At 69.6% G+C, this 16497-nt stretch carries 11 protein-coding genes and 1 tRNA gene; 3 read left to right on the top strand and 9 right to left on the bottom strand.

What is annotated here, in order from left to right:
* Window positions 1-216: 216 nt before the first annotated feature.
* From CM1CMNOD_RS21230 to dnaA, 9 genes are all read right to left on the bottom strand, one after another.
* The gene (locus CM1CMNOD_RS21230) at window positions 217-1497 is read right to left on the bottom strand and encodes a Rieske 2Fe-2S domain-containing protein (RefSeq protein ID WP_013871605.1); all 1281 of its coding nucleotides are present in this window, start codon (window positions 1495-1497) and stop codon (window positions 217-219) included.
* A gap of 871 nt (window positions 1498-2368) precedes the next feature.
* Window positions 2369-2442, bottom strand: a tRNA-Ile gene (locus CM1CMNOD_RS21225).
* Window positions 2443-2526: 84 nt separating this feature from the next.
* Window positions 2527-3030 (bottom strand): DUF3566 domain-containing protein, encoded by a 504-nt coding sequence (locus CM1CMNOD_RS21220; protein WP_013871603.1) that lies wholly within the window; start codon window positions 3028-3030, stop codon window positions 2527-2529.
* A 1159-nt stretch (window positions 3031-4189) separates the two neighbouring features.
* Entirely contained in the window at window positions 4190-6706 is a 2517-nt protein-coding gene (gyrA, locus tag CM1CMNOD_RS21215) for a DNA gyrase subunit A (protein ID WP_013871602.1), read from the bottom strand.
* Window positions 6707-6851: 145 nt separating this feature from the next.
* Window positions 6852-8786 carry a DNA topoisomerase (ATP-hydrolyzing) subunit B gene (gene gyrB, locus CM1CMNOD_RS21210; RefSeq protein ID WP_013871601.1) on the bottom strand — a complete coding sequence of 645 codons (1935 nt, stop codon included), beginning with the start codon at window positions 8784-8786 and terminating at the stop codon, window positions 6852-6854.
* Window positions 8787-9246: 460 nt separating this feature from the next.
* The gene (locus CM1CMNOD_RS23465) at window positions 9247-9627 is read right to left on the bottom strand and encodes a DUF721 domain-containing protein (RefSeq protein ID WP_237702919.1); all 381 of its coding nucleotides are present in this window, start codon (window positions 9625-9627) and stop codon (window positions 9247-9249) included.
* Window positions 9628-10153: 526 nt separating this feature from the next.
* The gene (locus CM1CMNOD_RS21200) at window positions 10154-11563 is read right to left on the bottom strand and encodes a DNA replication/repair protein RecF (RefSeq protein ID WP_131774145.1); all 1410 of its coding nucleotides are present in this window, start codon (window positions 11561-11563) and stop codon (window positions 10154-10156) included.
* A gap of 1 nt (window position 11564) precedes the next feature.
* Window positions 11565-12722, bottom strand: a complete 1158-nt coding sequence (dnaN, locus tag CM1CMNOD_RS21195) for a DNA polymerase III subunit beta (RefSeq protein WP_013871598.1) — start codon at window positions 12720-12722, stop codon at window positions 11565-11567.
* A 792-nt stretch (window positions 12723-13514) separates the two neighbouring features.
* Window positions 13515-15017, bottom strand: a complete 1503-nt coding sequence (gene dnaA / locus CM1CMNOD_RS21190; RefSeq protein ID WP_013871597.1) for a chromosomal replication initiator protein DnaA — start codon at window positions 15015-15017, stop codon at window positions 13515-13517.
* A 330-nt stretch (window positions 15018-15347) separates the two neighbouring features.
* Between dnaA and rpmH the strand changes: the two genes are divergently transcribed.
* From rpmH to yidD, 3 genes are read left to right on the top strand one after another with little or no spacing between them, the layout of a single operon-like run.
* A complete protein-coding gene (gene rpmH, locus CM1CMNOD_RS21185) occupies window positions 15348-15485 on the top strand; it encodes a 50S ribosomal protein L34 (protein WP_013871596.1) in 138 nt (45 codons plus the stop codon).
* 31 nt (window positions 15486-15516) lie between these two features.
* Complete coding sequence (gene rnpA, locus CM1CMNOD_RS21180) at window positions 15517-15984, top strand: ribonuclease P protein component (protein WP_013871595.1); 468 nt, start codon at window positions 15517-15519, stop codon at window positions 15982-15984.
* On the top strand, window positions 15981-16493 hold the full coding sequence (yidD, locus tag CM1CMNOD_RS21175; protein WP_013871594.1) for a membrane protein insertion efficiency factor YidD: 513 nt from the start codon (window positions 15981-15983) through the stop codon (window positions 16491-16493). Before rnpA ends, yidD begins: the two co-directional genes overlap by 4 nt.
* Window positions 16494-16497 lie beyond the last annotated feature (4 nt).

Here is a 16497-nt window from a genome sequence, read left to right as displayed (position 1 = left end):
TGTGCGGGAACCGCGCCAGCGGCGCGGCTGGCGCCAGGCTGAGCTGGCCCGCGCGGCAGGCATGACGCAGCCTGGGCTACACGCACCACGTGACCCCCGCCTGTGTGGCGGGGGTCATCTCGATCGTGACACGCAGGGCGGCTGAAGCGGTACACGGCCAGGCACAGAACTCCAGACCGCCCTGCTCGAGGCCCCGGGGAGGCCCCGAGTAGGCCCTTACCTGGGGCTTCCCTGCTTCCCGACAAAGATCGGACCGGGCCGGGTCTCGGGGGCCGGGATGGCCCCGTCGACAGAGGCCGTCCCGTTCACCGGCACCGTCGGGTTCGGCGCGACGGCCCTGGTTGCCGGAACGGTGCCGGTCTCGCCGTTGACCGAGACCCCCGCAAGCGCGGTGCTCTTTGCCCCGCCGTTCGAGCCCGTCCAGCCCTCCGGCGCCGGATCACCCCAGCGCCAGCCGGGGATGATGTGGCGTCGGTAGAACTGCCGGAACTCACGGATGGCCGGGCCGTCTGGCTTGACCAGCAGAGGTTTGGCCGGTGGATTGCGCATCCACTTCAGGACTTCCATGTCGGAGTAGTAGTTCCAGCGAACCAGGAAGAACATGAAGCGGGCGAACGCCTTGTTCAGTGGCATGAAATAGCGGTCCGGACCGATCTTGCGGACGGCGATGCGCCAGGAGAAGGTGAACAGGCCCTCGCGGATCGGGGTCGCGGCGGTGAGCACCGTCAGCAGCGGGGTCTTCCTGTTGATTTTTGTGCTGGTCTGGGTTCGATAGACGCCGATACACGGGGCGGCCATCTCACCGAAGGCGTGGGTGCTGATCGCCTGAAGTCGGGCGTCTCCGGCGTTGCTCAGTGGGTGGAGCTGGAATTCGAACCGGTTTCCCTCGTTCGCCAGCACGGAGTACTCGACCGGCACTTTGATTTTGTGGCTGTACGGGAAGTGATAGGAATCGACAATGTGTTCCGAAATACGTTCGGGGTCGCCACGGCCGATGTATATCTGACCCTTGACGTTCTCGAACCGGTCGGATTCGAAGTGTGACAGGTCGACGAACGCGCGGACGGGTTCCGGGCCGTACCAGAAGTAGATGTTCCCGGCCCGTTCGATCACCGGGATTGAGCGCTGTCGCGCTCGGGCCGGAATCTTGTCCGCCGGCACACGCGACATGGATGTGCAGCGGCCGTCGGTCTCGAACTCCCAGGCGTGGTATCCGCAGGCCAGCCGGTCCTCGGTCACCCAGCCGGATCGGGCCAGGTCGGCGCCGGCGTGGCAGCACAGGGAGTCGATGATGCCGACCTTGCCGCTCTTGGTGCGAAACAGCGCCCACTGGTGTGACATCAGCTCGAGCGGAACGACGTCGCCCGGCTTGAGATCCTCACCGTAGCGGGCGAAGTACCAACCGACCGGGTAGTCGGTGCGCTGTTCCTCACTGACGGGCTGGTTCGCCAGCAGGCGTCGGTCATAAGCCTTCAGCCGTCGTCGCCGAGCCGACACAGGGCCTCCTCTGGATTGTTACCAAATCAATAATGACATCGCTTGGTCGGGTCGTTCCCATCCGGTGCACGGGAATGCCGCGCCATCTGTAGCACCCTGCTTTTCAGGTCAGATGGCTCAGGGGAATCGCACCCCTGGGCTCCCGCAGAACGGAGCGTGACAGTCTCCCGTTGCTCCGCTCCTGCCACCCTCATCAGCCCTCGCGCGACATACCCGGCACGCAGGCCAATATGAAGACAGAATAGTGTCTTCTCCGCGTCGGTCAGAGCAACCTTCATCTCTGACAGATCTCCGTGACGTGAAAAAACCGCTGCCTTCCGGAGGATCTCCCGTTCTTCCCACAGCTGCCGATTCTCCTTCTGGAGCCGGTTCGGCTCGTCGCGCTCCGCGGCGGCCAGCCCGTCGGACCGAATCCCATCCGCGCGTTCGTCCTGGTGTACCCGGTCACGGATTGACTGACCCGACGGGCCATATTCCGCCACCGGCTCCTCAGGTGATCTTCCGGCTCGGACGAGCTCGATCATCTGCCGGCGGAACTCGGCGGTGTAGGGCGGTTCTGATCTCGGCACCTGCGATCCTCCTCGAAACCACTGTCCCAAAGAGCCCAGGTGCGTATGAAATCGGGTCAACTTCACGTGCACCAGATCGCTGGATGCGGCACTGGGTGAGCTGCGGACGGCGGGCTGACCAGCCCCGAAAGACCCCGACGTGGGCGAGGACGTCGAACTGAACGGCACAGACAGCATCGCTAACGTCCCCCGCCCGGCCGGGCGAAGCCCGGCACCGGGGGTTCCAGGGGGTCGCCCCCTGGACAGACATCGCGGCCCCGGCGAAGCCGAACACAGTTCGGCAAGCACGCTAAACAAGCCCGTGGACCTGGGTGGACTTGAACCACCGGCCTCTTCCTTATCAGGGAAGCGCTCTGACCGACTGAGCTACAGGTCCTTGCTGGGCTCCACAGTACCGGATGCGCGGGATGTTCGGGGCAGGCACCCGGGCTGGAAGCCCGTCACGGTCGACGTGTCGCGGCTAGTCGCCCAGGGTGACTTCGATGCCGCCGACCATCTCGGTGCACAGGTTGTAGAGCAGCGCGCCCAGGGTCGCCAGGGCCGTCATCAGGATCACGTTGATCGCGCCGACGAGCAGGCCGATCTCCATGGCTCTGGTGAACGACAACCAGGCGCGTACGCCGCCGTTGCTGCCGTCGGTGAGCGTGTCCGCCGCTTCCACGACGCTGTCGAAGACGCCGATCGAGTTCAGTACGAACCACAGCACGGCAGCGGCAATCATCAGTACGACGAACACGCAGAGGGAGAACGCGAACGTCAGCTGGGCCACCGACAGGGGGTTGACCCGGGTGATGCGCAGCCGGGCCCGCCGTCCCTGCCCGGGTGGGCGCATCGCGGACGGCCCGGTGGCGGTGCCTGTCATCGGCCCGGTGGCCGCCGGCTCCTTCACTCCGCCCCGTTCCCGTACGGGGATCTGGGAGGTGCCGGACGCGCCCGCGCCGGTGGGGTCGGTCGGCCGCTTCACGAGGGGATCCCGAGTACCTGTGGTCCCACCGCGCACCAGCGGGCCTGTTGTGGCACGACGATTAGACGATGCGGGCGTAGCCCGATCGTCACTGTGTGGATGTCCACCGTCCACCCGTTTGAAGGCCTCCGTCTCCGAAGCCTGCGCCGCCGCGGCCGCCGGTCCACGTTTCGACTGTCCCACACCACCGGCATCCCCGCCCGGCGCGCCGCGCGTGACCTGGCCGTCAGTTGCCGGGCGGGCGGCCGGCGATGCACCGGTACCGGTTGAACCGCCGATTTTCTTCGCCGGGCGGCGCAGCGAGATCGTGTCCGAATCGAGCCGGGGCCGCCCGCCGGTGGATGTCGAAGCGGATGCCAGGGCGATGGCTTCCGTGTCGACGCTGTCGGTCACGGTGGGAGATCCTGCCGCTTGACGCGGCGCGGCCGGGTCGCCGGACGGGGTGCCGGCCGTGGTCGGATGTGGCCCGCGCGTCCCCGCCGACGTGCTGGTGGCAGGCCCGGCCGAGCCTGTCGAGCCGGTGGCGGCTGACGTCGGTGATGTCGCCGACGTGGACGATGTGGACAATGCGCCCGGCCGTGGGCCCGCGGCACCCGCCGGGGTGGTTGGGGAGCTCACGGGCCGGCCCGGGGTCGGGCGCCTGGAGGAGGCGTTCGAGCCCGTGGTCGCGGCTTTCCCGTCCGCCCGGCCGGGCTGGGAGCCGGTGTCCGCCTTCTTCGGCGTGGCCGGCCGGGGGGACGGGGATGCCGATGAGCTGGGGGCCGCCCGCTGCGAGGTCCTGGCACCACGGGTGTCACGGGCCTCCCGTGGCATCCGCAGTTCCCGGAGCACCGAGGCCGGCTTCTGCACCTGCGTCCCGTCGTCGTTCGGCCCCGGGCTCGCCGTGGAGCCTGCCCCGGCACCGGAGCCTGGTGACGTTCCCGACACCGATGGTGTCGGGAACGTCGGGGGGGTGGAGGGTTTCGCGGCTCCCGGGCCAGAACGGTCCTGGCCCGGGGCGGCGCGCTGTTCGTTACGGGGTTCCCCGACCCGTCCGGGCGGTTGTTCCGGCCGCGGCGGAGAAGATCCACGGAAGGCCGGTGACCGAGTGGTCCGGTCGTCGTCGCTGTCGCTCACGGTCCATCTCCCGCCTTGCCGCCCGGCCGCCGGTCATCCGTTCTCAGGCTGGGTTTCCCCCGCCGGGAGCGGCTGTCGGACCGCCGTTGGCGTTGTCTTCCGCATCGGCATTACGTGCTACTCCGACGACCTGTACGCCGGCTTCAAGATCGATGAGACGGACCCCCATGGTCTGCCGCTGGGCCCGGCGGACGTCGCGCGCGACCGTCCGCAGCACGCCACCGTTGGACGTGATCGCGTAGAGCTGGTCGTCCGGGCTGACCACGAGGGCGCCGACCAGGCCACCACGGGTGGAGACGATCTTCGCGGTGAGGACGCCCTTGCCGCCGCGCCCCTGCACCGGGTACTCGCCCAGCGACGTCTGCTTGGCGTATCCGCCGCTGGTGGCGACGAGCAGGTTCGCCTCCGACTCCGGCGGGACGACCTCCATCGCGAGCAGTTCGTCGTCGCTGTCGAAGCGCATCCCGATGACACCGGAGGTGGCCCGCCCCATCGGGCGCAGCTGCTCGTCGTCGGCGTGGAAGCGGATGGACTGCGCCTGCCGGCTGACCAGCAGCAGGTCGTCGCCGGCGGAGACGAGCCGGGCCGCGATGAGCTCGTCGTCGTCCCGCAGGTTGATCGCGACGAGCCCGCCGGAGCGGTTCGAGTCGAACTCGGCCAGCGCGGTCTTCTTGCACAGCCCCCGCCTGGTCGCGAGCACCAGGTACGGGGCCGCCTGATAGTCCTTGATCGCCATGACCTCGGCGATGCGCTCGTCCTGGCCGAACGCGAGGATGTTCGCCACGTGCTGGCCCTTGGCGGTGCGGGCCTGCTCGGGCAGCTCGTGCGCCTTGGCCCGGTACACCCGCCCCTTGTTGGTGAAGAACAACAGCCAGTGGTGGGTGGTGGTGACGAAGAAGTGTTCGACGATGTCGTCCTCGCGCAGGGCCGCGCCCTGGACGCCCTTGCCGCCGCGGCGCTGGGAACGGTACAGGTCGGTCTTGGTGCGCTTGGCGTAGCCGCCGCGGGTGACGGTGACGACGACGTCCTCGCGGGCGATGAGGTCCTCGACGGACATGTCGCCCTCGAACGGGACGAGCCTGGTCCGCCGCTCGTCGCCGAACCGGTCGACGATCTCGGTGAGCTCCTCGCCGATGATCTCTCGCTGGCGGGCCGGTGAGGCAAGGATCGCCTCGAGCTCGGCGATCTTCGCCCGCAGCTCGGCCGCCTCGTCAATGATCTTCTGACGCTCGAGCGCGGCGAGCCGGCGCAGCTGCATGTCCAGGATGGCGACCGCCTGGATCTCCGACAGGGAGAACCGGTCCATCAGCTGTCCGCGCGCGGCGTCCGCCGACTCGGCGTTGCGGATCAGATTGATCACTTCATCCAGGTGGTCGAGGGCAATCAGCAGACCCTCGAGCACGTGCAGGCGCTCGCGGGCCTTGCGCAGCTGGTAGCGGGTCCGCCGGACGATCACGTCCACCTGGTGGTCGACGTAGTAGCGCACCATCTGGTCCAGCCGCAGGGTGCGCGGCACCCCGTCGACGATCGCCAGCATGTTCACGCCGAAGGTGTCCTGTAGCTGGGTGTGCTTGTACAGGTTGTTCAGGACGACCTTCGCGACCGCGTCCCGCTTGAGGTCGATGATCAGACGCTGGCCGGTGCGCGCGGAGGTCTCGTCCCGGATGTCGGAGATCCCGCTGATGCGGTTGTCCCGGACCAGTTCGGCGATCTTCTCCGCGAGGTTGTCCGGGTTGACCTGGTACGGCAGCTCGGTGACGACGAGCTGGGTGCGGCCCTTGTTCTCCTCGACCTGCACCACCGCCCGCATCCGGATGCTGCCGCGGCCGGTGCGGTAGGCGTCCTCGATGCCCTGGCGGCCGACGATGAGGCCGGCGGTGGGGAAGTCCGGCCCCTTGATCAGCTCGAGCAGGGCCTCGAGCAGCTCGGAGTCGCTGGCGTCCGGGTGCGCGAGGAACCACTTCACGCCGTCGGCGACCTCCCGCAGGTTGTGCGGGGGGATGTTGGTGGCCATCCCGACGGCGATCCCGCCGGCGCCGTTGACCAGCAGGTTCGGGAAGCGGCTGGGCAGGATCGTCGGTTCCTGCGAACGGCCGTCGTAGTTCGGGGCGAAGTCGACCGTGTCCTGGTCGATGTCGCGCAGCATCTCCATGGCCAGCGGCGCCAGCCGTGACTCGGTGTACCGCATGGCCGCCGGCGGGTCGTTGCCCGGGGAGCCGAAGTTGCCGTTGCCGTCGACCAGCGGGTAGCGCAGCGACCAGGGCTGAGCGAGCCGCACCAGGGTGTCGTAGATCGCCGAGTCGCCGTGGGGGTGGTAGTTACCCATGACGTCACCGACGACGCGCGAACACTTGAAGTAGCCCCGGTCCGGACGGTAGCCGCCGTCGTACATCGCGTACAGGACGCGGCGGTGCACCGGCTTGAGGCCGTCACGGACCTCTGGCAGCGCCCGGCCGACGATGACCGACATCGCGTAGTCGAGGTACGACCGCTGCATCTCGACTTCGATGCCGATGGGCTCGACCCGGTCGCCGGGCGGCGGAGGTAGTACGTCGGTCACGCGGGTCCTTCCATACGGGGATGGTGCGGGTGGTCAGCCATGGATGGTACAAAGTGTCTGTAACCGGACATTCGGGGTGCCGAACCGACTGGACCGCCGCCGGTCGGCTCGCCGCGGTGCCCGCGGCCGCGCGCCTCGCGGCCGGTCAGATGTCAAGGAAACGGACGTCCTTGGCGTTGCGCTGGATGAAGGAGCGCCGGGCGTCGACGTCCTCACCCATCAGGACGGAGAACAGCTCGTCCGCCACGGCGGCGTCGTCCAGGGTCACCTGCAGCAGGATGCGGCGGTCGGGGTCCATGGTGGTGTCCCACAGCTCGGTGGCGTTCATCTCGCCGAGGCCCTTGAAGCGCTGGATGGCGTCCTTGGGCAGTTTGCGGCCGGCCTCGATGCCGTGTTCGATCAGGCCGTCGCGCTCCCGGTCGGAGTAGGCGTACTGCCAGTCCTCCCGCCCCCATTTGATCTTGTAAAGGGGCGGCTGGGCGAGGAAGACGTAGCCGGCCTCGACCAGCGGGCGCATGAACCGGAACAGCAGCGTCAGCAGCAGCGTGCGGATGTGCTGGCCGTCGACGTCCGCGTCCGCCATCAGGACGATCTTGTGATAGCGGAGCTTGCTGGCGTCGAAGTCGTCGTGGATACCGCAGCCGAGCGCCTGGATCAGCGCCTGGACCTCGGTGTTCTTCAGCACCCGATCGATACGGGCCTTCTCCACGTTGAGGATCTTCCCGCGCAGCGGGAGGATCGCCTGGAACTTCGAGTCCCGGCCGCCCTTGGCGGAGCCGCCGGCCGAGTCACCCTCGACGATGTAGAGCTCGCAGCGCTCCGGGTCGGTGTACTGGCAGTCGGCGAGCTTGCCGGGCAGGCCGGTGCCCCCGAGCAGGCCCTTGCGCCTGGTCAGGTCGCGAGCGGCGCGGGCTGCGATCCGCGCCCGCTGGGCGTCCAGCGCCTTGCTGACGATCGCCCGGGCCTCGACCCGGTTGGCCTCGAGCCAGTCCTTCAGCGCCGAATAGCACATCTCCTGGATGAACCGCTTGGCCTCGCTGTTGCCGAGCTTCGTCTTGGTCTGGCCCTCGAACTGCGGCTGCGCCAGCTTCACCGAGATGATCGCGGTCAGGCCCTCGCGGATGTCGTCGCCGGCGAGGCGCTCGTCGGCGTTCTTGCCGTTGGACTTCGGGGGCTTGAGCAGGTTCTGGTCCTTGGCGTAGGCGTTGACCGCGCTGGTCAGCGCCGCGCGGAAGCCCTCCTCGTGGGTGCCGCCCTCGTGGGTGTTGATGGTGTTGGCGAACGTGTAGACCGACTCGTTGTAACCGGAGTTCCACTGCATCGCGAGCTCGGCCTCGATGCCGGTGCCCTTGGAGTCCAGCGAGATGACGGTCTTGTGGATCGGATCCTTGCTGGCGTTGAGGTGCTCGACGAAGTCGACGAGCCCGCCGGCGTAACGGTAGGTGACCTCGAGGGGCTCCTCGGGACGCTCGTCCCGCAGGCTGATCGTCAGCCCCTTGTTCAGGAAGGCCATCTCCTGCAGCCGGCGGGAGAGGGTCTCGTACTTGTAGTCGGTCGTCTCGAAGATCGTGTCGTCGGCCCAGAAGGTGACGGTCGTACCGGTCTTCCTCGTGGGGGCACCCTTGGCCAGCGGCGCGGCCGGACGGGTGTTCTCATACGGCTGGAACCAGGTGAAGCCCTCCCGGCGGATCTCCACCTCGAGCCGGGTGGACAGGGCGTTCACCACGCTCACGCCGACCCCGTGCAGACCGCCGGAGACCGCGTACGACTTGCCGTCGAACTTCCCGCCGGCGTGCAGCGTGGTCAGGACGACCTCGACCGCCGGGCGCTTCTCCGTCGGATGCTCACCCACCGGGATACCACGGCCGTTGTCGGAGACCCGGACACCGCCGTCGGCGAGCAGGGTCACACCGATCGTGTCGCAGTAGCCGGCCAACGCTTCATCCACAGCGTTGTCCACAACCTCGTAGACGAGATGATGAAGACCACGCTCACCGGTGGAGCCGATGTACATACCCGGACGCTTGCGAACCGCGTCGAGACCCTCAAGAACCTTGATCGAACTTGCATCGTAGGCCACGCGGTTATGTCCCCTCGTCCTCAACTGCGCACAACGCGAGAAGCGTCTTCTGAGTCTACCTGGCGTACCGACCAGAAGGACGCGGGGTGGCCCCTGGCATCCGCGCAGCGTCCCGAACAGCTTTCCATCGAACCCCCGTACGCAGGGGTTACCCGCACGACGCCTGTGGGCGATCCGGAGACCCTGCGTCCGGGCCGCGGGCAACCTCCGGGACGCCCTGAACGTCCGGGATGCCCGCGACGCCCGACTGCGGGCCGAGCGGTGCGGCCGGGTGCCCGGGCGGCCATGGCACAACGGCGCCGTCCGGGCACCGTCGGCGGCCACGACGCCCGTCCGGCTGTCACTGTCCACAGGCCGCGGCCCGCGGACGCGGCCCCATGCGGCGCGCGGGCCGTGGGGCCGGCCGGCCCCACGGCCCGACCTGCTCGAATCCCGATCCTGTCGAGCGGGGCCGGCCGGTTCAGCCGTAGGTGTCACGGGGGCCGCGCCCGCCGGGTGCCTGCAACGGGCCGTGCCGCCAGCTCGGCGCGGTCGGGCCCCGGACAATGATCCGGCGCACGACGTCCGGCCCGAGCTCTGTGCGCAGGGTGGCCAGCAGCTGCCGGGACAGCAGCCGCAGCTGGGTCGCCCAGGCCGTCGACTCGGCGGCGAGTTCCAGCTCGCCATCACGCAGGGAGACCGGATGGCAGCGTGCGGAGATGTTCGGGCCGACCAGGGCCTCCCAACGGGCCAGCACCGACGCGTCCGTCGCCTGGTCCTGCCAGCCGCGTTCGGCAAGCAGCCGTTGCACCGTGGCACCCAGCGTGACTGGTTCGACCCATTCCCGGCCGGGCGCGGCCATCCCGGGCAGCCGCGGCCGGCGCGCCGGCCGCCGTGCCGGGTCGGACCGGCCGTCACCGCTGGCCGCGCCATCGCCCTCACCCGCGCGCCCGCCACCGCGACCAGCCGCCCGTGCCCTCGCCCGCGCATCCTCCTTTGCCCGAGCCAGGACGAGACGGGCGAGATCAGCCCCGCGCGCGGGCTGCTCGCCGGACCCGCCTTCGTTCTCGTTACGTTGAGTCCCGTCACGTTGAGCGATTTTGTTACGTTGAGCGATGTCGGCCTCGTGTGTGGGCTCGTCACCGCTGGGCGAGCGTCCGCGACGGCCAGCGACCGACCCGCGGCCAACGGGTGGCGATCCGCTGTCAGACGTACCGTCGCTGGGTGACTTCTTGTGGTCATCCGATGCTGCCTGGTGCCTGTCGGGAACCGGCGCACGGCCAGCGGATACCGGCCCGCGGCGGCCGGTGGTAGCGGCCGCCGGCCGATCGCCGGCGGTAGCCCCACCCGGGGTATCCGGATCATCCGGGGCATGCAGGGCATTCGGGTCATCCAACACGGCTGACCTTCCCGTCCGCCACCGTGAACCGCGCCCCGGCCAGGGCGGCGGGCACATCCGCCTCGACCGCGGCGGTCACCAGCACCTGCTCGGCCGAGCGGATCAGCTCCGCCAGCCGGTCGCGACGATGCGTGTCGAGTTCGGCGAACACGTCGTCCAGCAGCAGGACCGGTTCGCGCTGGTCGTCCTGGAGCAGCTCGAACGACGCGAGCTTGAGCGCGAGAGCCAGCGACCACGACTCGCCGTGGCTGGCATAGCCGCGCGCCGGCCGCCCGCTGATCGACAGCAGCAGCTCGTCACGGTGCGGGCCGACCAGGGTCACCCCTCGTTCGATCTCCTGCTGCCGGACCGCGGCGAGCTCGGCGAGCATCGCCTCCGCCAGGACCGTCCGGTCGGGAACCGGCTCGCCACCGGCCTGACCGCCCACCGGGTCACCTGTCCGGTTACCTGTCTGATCAGGCACCGGGCCGCCGGCCCGCTCGGCCACGCGCGCGACCACGCTCGAGCGGTATTCCACACCGGTCAGCTCCCGCTCGCCGGCCGGTGCCACCACCGAACCAGCCACATCGGCCGCGGCGGCTGATCCGTCCGGCGTGCCCGGCGCGTCCGCTCCAGCCAGCATGTCCGGTTCCACCGTCGCGCCCGGTCCGGGCGGTGCGACCGGTGCGACCGGTCCAGGCTGCCCGGCCGGTACGGCCGGTACGGCCGGTACAGCTGACGGCCGGGGGACCGGCGCGGACGCGACCGCGCGGTAGGCGGCCGCCACCCGTGGCCGCAGCTGTTCGACCAGCGCCAGCCGCGCGGCCAGCAGCTCGCAGCCGTGCCGGACCAGGTGGGAGTCCCACACGTCCAGGGTGCGCAGATCACCGGCACGGCCGGAGCGCCGTGCCGCCCCGGCCGTCCGCAACAGCGTCGACCGCTGGCGCAGGACCTTGTCGTAGTCGGCGAGCACACCGGCGAGCCGGGGGGTGCGGGCCACCAGCAGATCGTCGAGGAACCGCCGGCGCCCGGCCGGATCCCCCTTGACCAGGGCCAGGTCCTCCGGAGCGAAGAACACCATGACCAGCAGGCCGAGAACGTCGTGGGAGCGGGCGAGGGGAGCCCGGTTGAGCCGGGCGCGGTTCGCCCGGCCCGGGATGATCTCGATCTCGACCAGCGCGGCGCGGTCGCCCCGCGCGATCCGGGCCCGCACCGCGGCGCTCGTGGCGCCCTCGCGGACCAGTGGGGCGTCCGAGGCCACCCGGTGGCTGCCGAGTGTCGCCAGGTAGCCGACGGCCTCCAGCAGGTTGGTCTTGCCCTGCCCGTTGGAGCCGACGAACGTGTTCACCCCGGGTGCGAGCAGCAGATCCAGTGCCGGGTAGGACCGGAAGTCCACCAGCGACAGATGGGTGAGACGCACGTCACCCGGACAGCCGGATCGGCATGAGCAGGTACCGGTAGTCCGGGACCTCACCGTCGTCGGGCGCCTTGCCGGTGAGGATGGCGGGCTTCTTGGACGCCTCGTCCGGGTCATCAGCGCTGGCGAACCCGACGTGGACGACATCGGACTCCAGCGCACCCAGGCCGTCGAGCAGGTACGACGGGTTGAAGGCGATCGACAGCGACGGTCCGTCGTAGCCGATCGTCAACGTCTCCTGGGCCTGGGCCTCACCGCCGGCCCCGGCCTCCAGAACCAGTTGATCGTCGGAGAAGCTCAACTGGACCGGGGCGGTGCGGGCGGCGACCAGCGCGACACGCTTGACAGCCTCGGCGAACGGGGCGATCTCGACCTGGGCGGTCAGCGGTGAGCTGTCGGGCAGCAGCCGCTGGTAGGGCGGGAACGAGCCGTCCACCAGGCGGGTCGTGGTCTGACGGCCGCCACCGGCGAACCCGGCCAGCGCCTCCCCGGAGGGACCCGAGCCGAGGGAGATCGCGACCTCCACACCGGATCCGGACAGAGACTTCGCCGTCTCGCTCAGTGTACGTGCCGGCACCATGGCCACGCCGTCGGCCGTCTCGGACGCCGGGCGCCATCGCAGCTTCCGGACCGCCAGCCGGTAGCGGTCGGTAGCGGCCAGGGTGAGGACATCGCCGTCGATCTCGACCCGCACACCGGTGAGGACGGGCAGGGTGTCGTCCTTGCCGGCGGCGACGGCGACCTGCGAGACGGCCCCGGCGAACGCCGCGCCCTCGATGTGGCCGGTGACCGCCGGCATCGGCGGCAGCGCCGGGTAGTCGTCCACCGACATGGTCGGCAGGGTGAAACGCGCGTTGCCACAGGTGAGGACCACCCGCGCGCCGTCGGTGTACAGGTCGACCGGCGCGGACGGGAGGGCCCTGGTGATCTCGGCGAGCAGCTTGCCGGAGACCAGGGCCCGGCCCTCCTGCTCGATCGTCGCGTCCACACCGGACTGGGCGGCCACCTCGTAGTCGAAGGCCGCGACCGACAGCGACGGCCCGGTGGCGTCCAGCATGAGGCCGGCCAGGACCTGAAGCTGGGAGGTCGCCCGGGTCGGCAGTGTGCGCGCCGTCCATGCCACGGCATCGGTGAAGTCGTCCCGTTCAACCCGGAACTTCATGATTCGCCCTTCTGAACCGTTCGTCCTCGTGACCACGCCGACCTGTCATGCCGGCTGCTGCTGACAGGTGCGGGTTCCGCCAGATGCTGCCGGCGGCCCGACGACCACGTTCGCAGGTCCGACCGCTGTCGTGCCGCTGCCTGTCGTTGTCGAACCACTGTCGAGCCACTGCCAGGCCACCATGCCGCATCCGGTACGGCGTTCCAGCATCGCAGGCTTCGGCCGGCGGCTCACAGCGGGGCCTGACACGAGGCTGGCGCGAGGCCCGGCATGAGGCTGGCACTGCCGCGGTGGCCCGCTGTGCGTGACGAGATCCCGGACGGCGATCCAAAGGCGACGCGCGGACGATCATGCGAGGTTGTCCCCAGGCCCAACTTCCAGTGGGGTTGTTCATTAAAAAACGATCTAGTTCGTCGTGTCAGTAGGGGCGGTGGATACTGGGGACAACTTGCGTTTTCGCAGGTCAAGAGCTTGAAGGGGGGTGCGGATCGTGTGGAAACCGCTGTGCCCAGCTCCAGTGGATTTCCACCGCCGGCCTGTTTGTCCCCCGCTCGTCCCCTGTTGTTCGCAGTCTGTCCCCCGGCTGTGCACAGTTTCCACACAGCCTGTCCCCCGTTACGCACAGGCCGCCGCGGGCCTCCGCCCACGGATTCCACAGGGTTTTCCACAAGCTGTGCACAAGACTCCACAGGAACACCGGCGCGGATCCGGCTACCAGCAGTAGCTCCTACCCCTGCTTCGCCCGGGTCATGCCTGTCGGGCCTGTCGAGTCGGGCGTGCCTGTCGAGCCGGTCAGGCCTGTCGGGTCTGTGCCCGGATGCGGTTGGTCAGTTCGGTGACCTGGTTGTAGATCGCCCGGCGTTCGGCCATCAATCCCCGGATCTTGCGGTCGGCGTGCATCACCGTGGTGTGGTCCCGGCCGCCGAAGTGCTGGCCGATCTTCGGCAGCGACAGGTCGGTCAGCTCCCGGCACAGGTACATGGCGATCTGCCGGGCGGTGACCAGCACCCGGCTGCGGGACGTGCCGCACAGGTCCTCCATGGACACGCCGAAGTACGTCGCGGTCGCGTTCATGATCGCGGCAGCGGTGATCTCCGGGTCGGCCGCGTCCGGGATCAGGTCCCGCAGGACGATCTCGGCCAGCGTCCGGTCGACGTGCGACTTGTTCAGGCTCGCGAACGCAGCCACCCGGATCAGCGCGCCCTCCAGCTCCCGGATGTTGCGCTCGATGTGGGTCGCGATGTACTCCAGCACGTCGCCGGGGACCGGCAGTCGCTCGGTGGCGGCCTTCTTCGACAGGATCGCGATCCTGGTCTCCAGGTCGGGCGGGGTGACATCGGTGATCAGGCCCCACTCGAACCGGCTGCGCAGCCGGTCCTCCAGCGCCGAGAGCTGCTTGGGGGAACGGTCGGAGGAGATGACGATCTGCTTCTCGGTGTCGTGCAGCACGTTGAAGGTGTGGAAGAACTCCTCCTGGGTGCGTTCCTTGTTCTCCAGGAACTGGATGTCGTCAACCAGGAGCACGTCAGTGTCCCGGTAGCGGCGTTGGAACGCCTGCTGCCGGTCGTCCCGGATCGAGTTGATGAAGTCGTTGGTGAACTCCTCCGAGCTGACGTACTTCACCCGCGATTCCGGATACAGCTTCAGCGTGTAGTGGCCGATCGCGTGCAGCAGGTGGGTCTTGCCGAGCCCGGAGTCGCCGTAGATGAACAGCGGGTTGTACGCCTTCGCCGGCGCCTCGGCGACGGCCACCGCAGCCGCGTGCGGGAATCGATTGCTGTCACCGATGACGAACGTCTCGAACACGTAACGTGGATTCAGCCGGGTCGGCTCGTAGGACCGGGGCGCCGGGTCGCGTCCGAGGCCCGGGGTGATCCTGGCTGTGTCCGCAGCGGACGCAGCGGACACAGCGGGCGTGGCAGACACGGGGGATACCGGGGAGGTGGGCAGCGGTAGCTGGATCGGCCCGGTCATCGGCTCCGGGTCGGGCAGGTGCTCGACGGTGACCGCCACCCGGATCTCTCGTCCATAGGCTGTGGACAAAGCTGTGGACAGAAACGGTCGGAGGCGCGAGTCGAGCAGGTCCTTGGTGAACTCGTTCGGGGCCGCGAGCAGCGCGGTGTCCTGGACGAGGCCGAGCGGACGGGTCAGGCGCAGCCACGCCCGCTGCTGGGCCGACAGGGTGCCGTCCGCGACCCCGGCGACGGCCTGTCCCCACACGGCGGACAGGTCCGGTTCCTCGACAGGCACCCTGCCTGACATGCCGGCGGAGGGATCGGCGCTAAGGTCTGTCACGAGGCGGGCTCCTCCGAAGACGTCGGACGGGTGGACAGGGCCGAACCGGGCGCCTGCGACCACCCCTGCCGGGGCAGTTCTCCACATGGTCGTCCACAAGCTGTGTACGACCATGACACCGCACCGGCAAAGCCGCTTTCGCGCCGCCCCCACCCGGCGCGCCAGCGCGGCCGGCCGACACCCGCCGGCCCGCCCCCGCACGGCGGGGCTTGATAGTCTCAGGCGTCGGGTTGCGGCGACAGTGCGCTCTCGGGTGGGTGTCTCCACCGCGTTCTGTACCGTTTCCGTGGCTAGTGTTGTCCTTTGCCCGTCTGGCGTCCGGAGTCCTCTGTGAGCAAGCGCACCTTCCAGCCGAACAACCGCCGGCGTGCCAAGACGCATGGTTTCCGGCTCCGGATGCGGACCCGTGCCGGTCGTGCCGTGCTCTCGGCCCGTCGCCGCAAGGGCCGCAGCGAGCTGTCTGCCTGAGATCCACCCGCGTCCCGGTCCTTTTCGCGTCATGCTGCCCGTTCGGAACCGTGTCCGGACCAGGGCCGAGCATGCCTCGATCAGTGGCGCCGGCCGTCGCGGCCGCAGCGGCCCACTGGTCATCCACAGTCTGATTGTGGACAACCACGCTGTGGACGGTGGTCCGGAGCCGGTCGTCACACTTCCGCCACGGGTCGGTTTCGTCGTGGGACGCAAGGTGGGGAACGCGGTCGTGCGCAACCGCGTCCGCAGACGCCTGCGGGAGCAGGTCCGTGCCCGCCTCGACCGCCTCCCCGCCGGAACACTCGTGATCGTGCGAGCCTTACCGGAGAGCGCCACCGCATCCTCGGACGAACTGGGGCGGGCGCTTGAGCGGGGCCTGCGCGGCCGTCTCGTCCCGGCCACCCCTGGCACAGCCGGGGCAGGCATGGCTGGGACGGTCACAAGGCCCACCGGCACCACCGGTACCGCTGGCACCGCGGACCGGCAGTCACGATGAGCCGCGGTGGCGTTGCGCTGGCCGCGGGCCTGGTCGTCGTGATCGACCTGCTCGCCGCCACCCGCCTGGCCGGGCGGCTCGCGCCACGGATGTCCCGTGGCCGGGACGGCGTGGTGCGCAGCCCGCTGGCCTGGGTACTGCGCATGATGATTGCTTTCTACCGGGCCGTCTGGTCCCCACGCAGCGCGGGGCTCTGCCGCTTCGAGCCGTCCTGCAGCGCGTACGGGCTGGAGGCGGTGCGTCGTTACGGCGGGGTCCGGGGCGGCCTGCTGGCGGCCTGGCGGCTGCTGCGCTGCCAGCCGCTGTCGGCCGGTGGCCACGACCCGGTGCCGGCGCGTGCCGACACCCCGCCAGGCCGCCCCGGGCGCTTCGGCGGGCCGGCCGGTGAACGCGGTGTCCCCGCCGGTGAGCAGGCCGCTCAGGCCGTGGCCGCGGGTGCGCGGCAGCGGCTGGACCCGCACCCGAACTCGCCCGAACCGACCGCGTCCCGCTGTGGCACGAGGGTCTAAGGAG

This window comes from Protofrankia symbiont of Coriaria myrtifolia (assembly GCF_900634755.1).
In the GTDB taxonomy this organism is placed as follows: Bacteria; Actinomycetota; Actinomycetes; order Frankiales; family Frankiaceae; genus Protofrankia; species Protofrankia coriariae.
Note: the sequence above shows the minus strand (reverse complement) of the source record. Positions and strands in the feature narration are given on the sequence as shown.

Coding starts and splice junctions, on each gene's coding strand:
- rnpA (WP_013871595.1), top strand. CDS start 15,517: ATGCTGCCCGTTCGGAACCGTGTCCGGACCAGGGCCGAGCATGCCTCG.
- yidD (WP_013871594.1), top strand. CDS start 15,981: ATGAGCCGCGGTGGCGTTGCGCTGGCCGCGGGCCTGGTCGTCGTGATC.
- dnaN (WP_013871598.1), bottom strand. CDS start 12,722: ATGAAGTTCCGGGTTGAACGGGACGACTTCACCGATGCCGTGGCATGG.
- CM1CMNOD_RS23465 (WP_237702919.1), bottom strand. CDS start 9,627: ATGGCCGCGCCCGGCCGGGAATGGGTCGAACCAGTCACGCTGGGTGCC.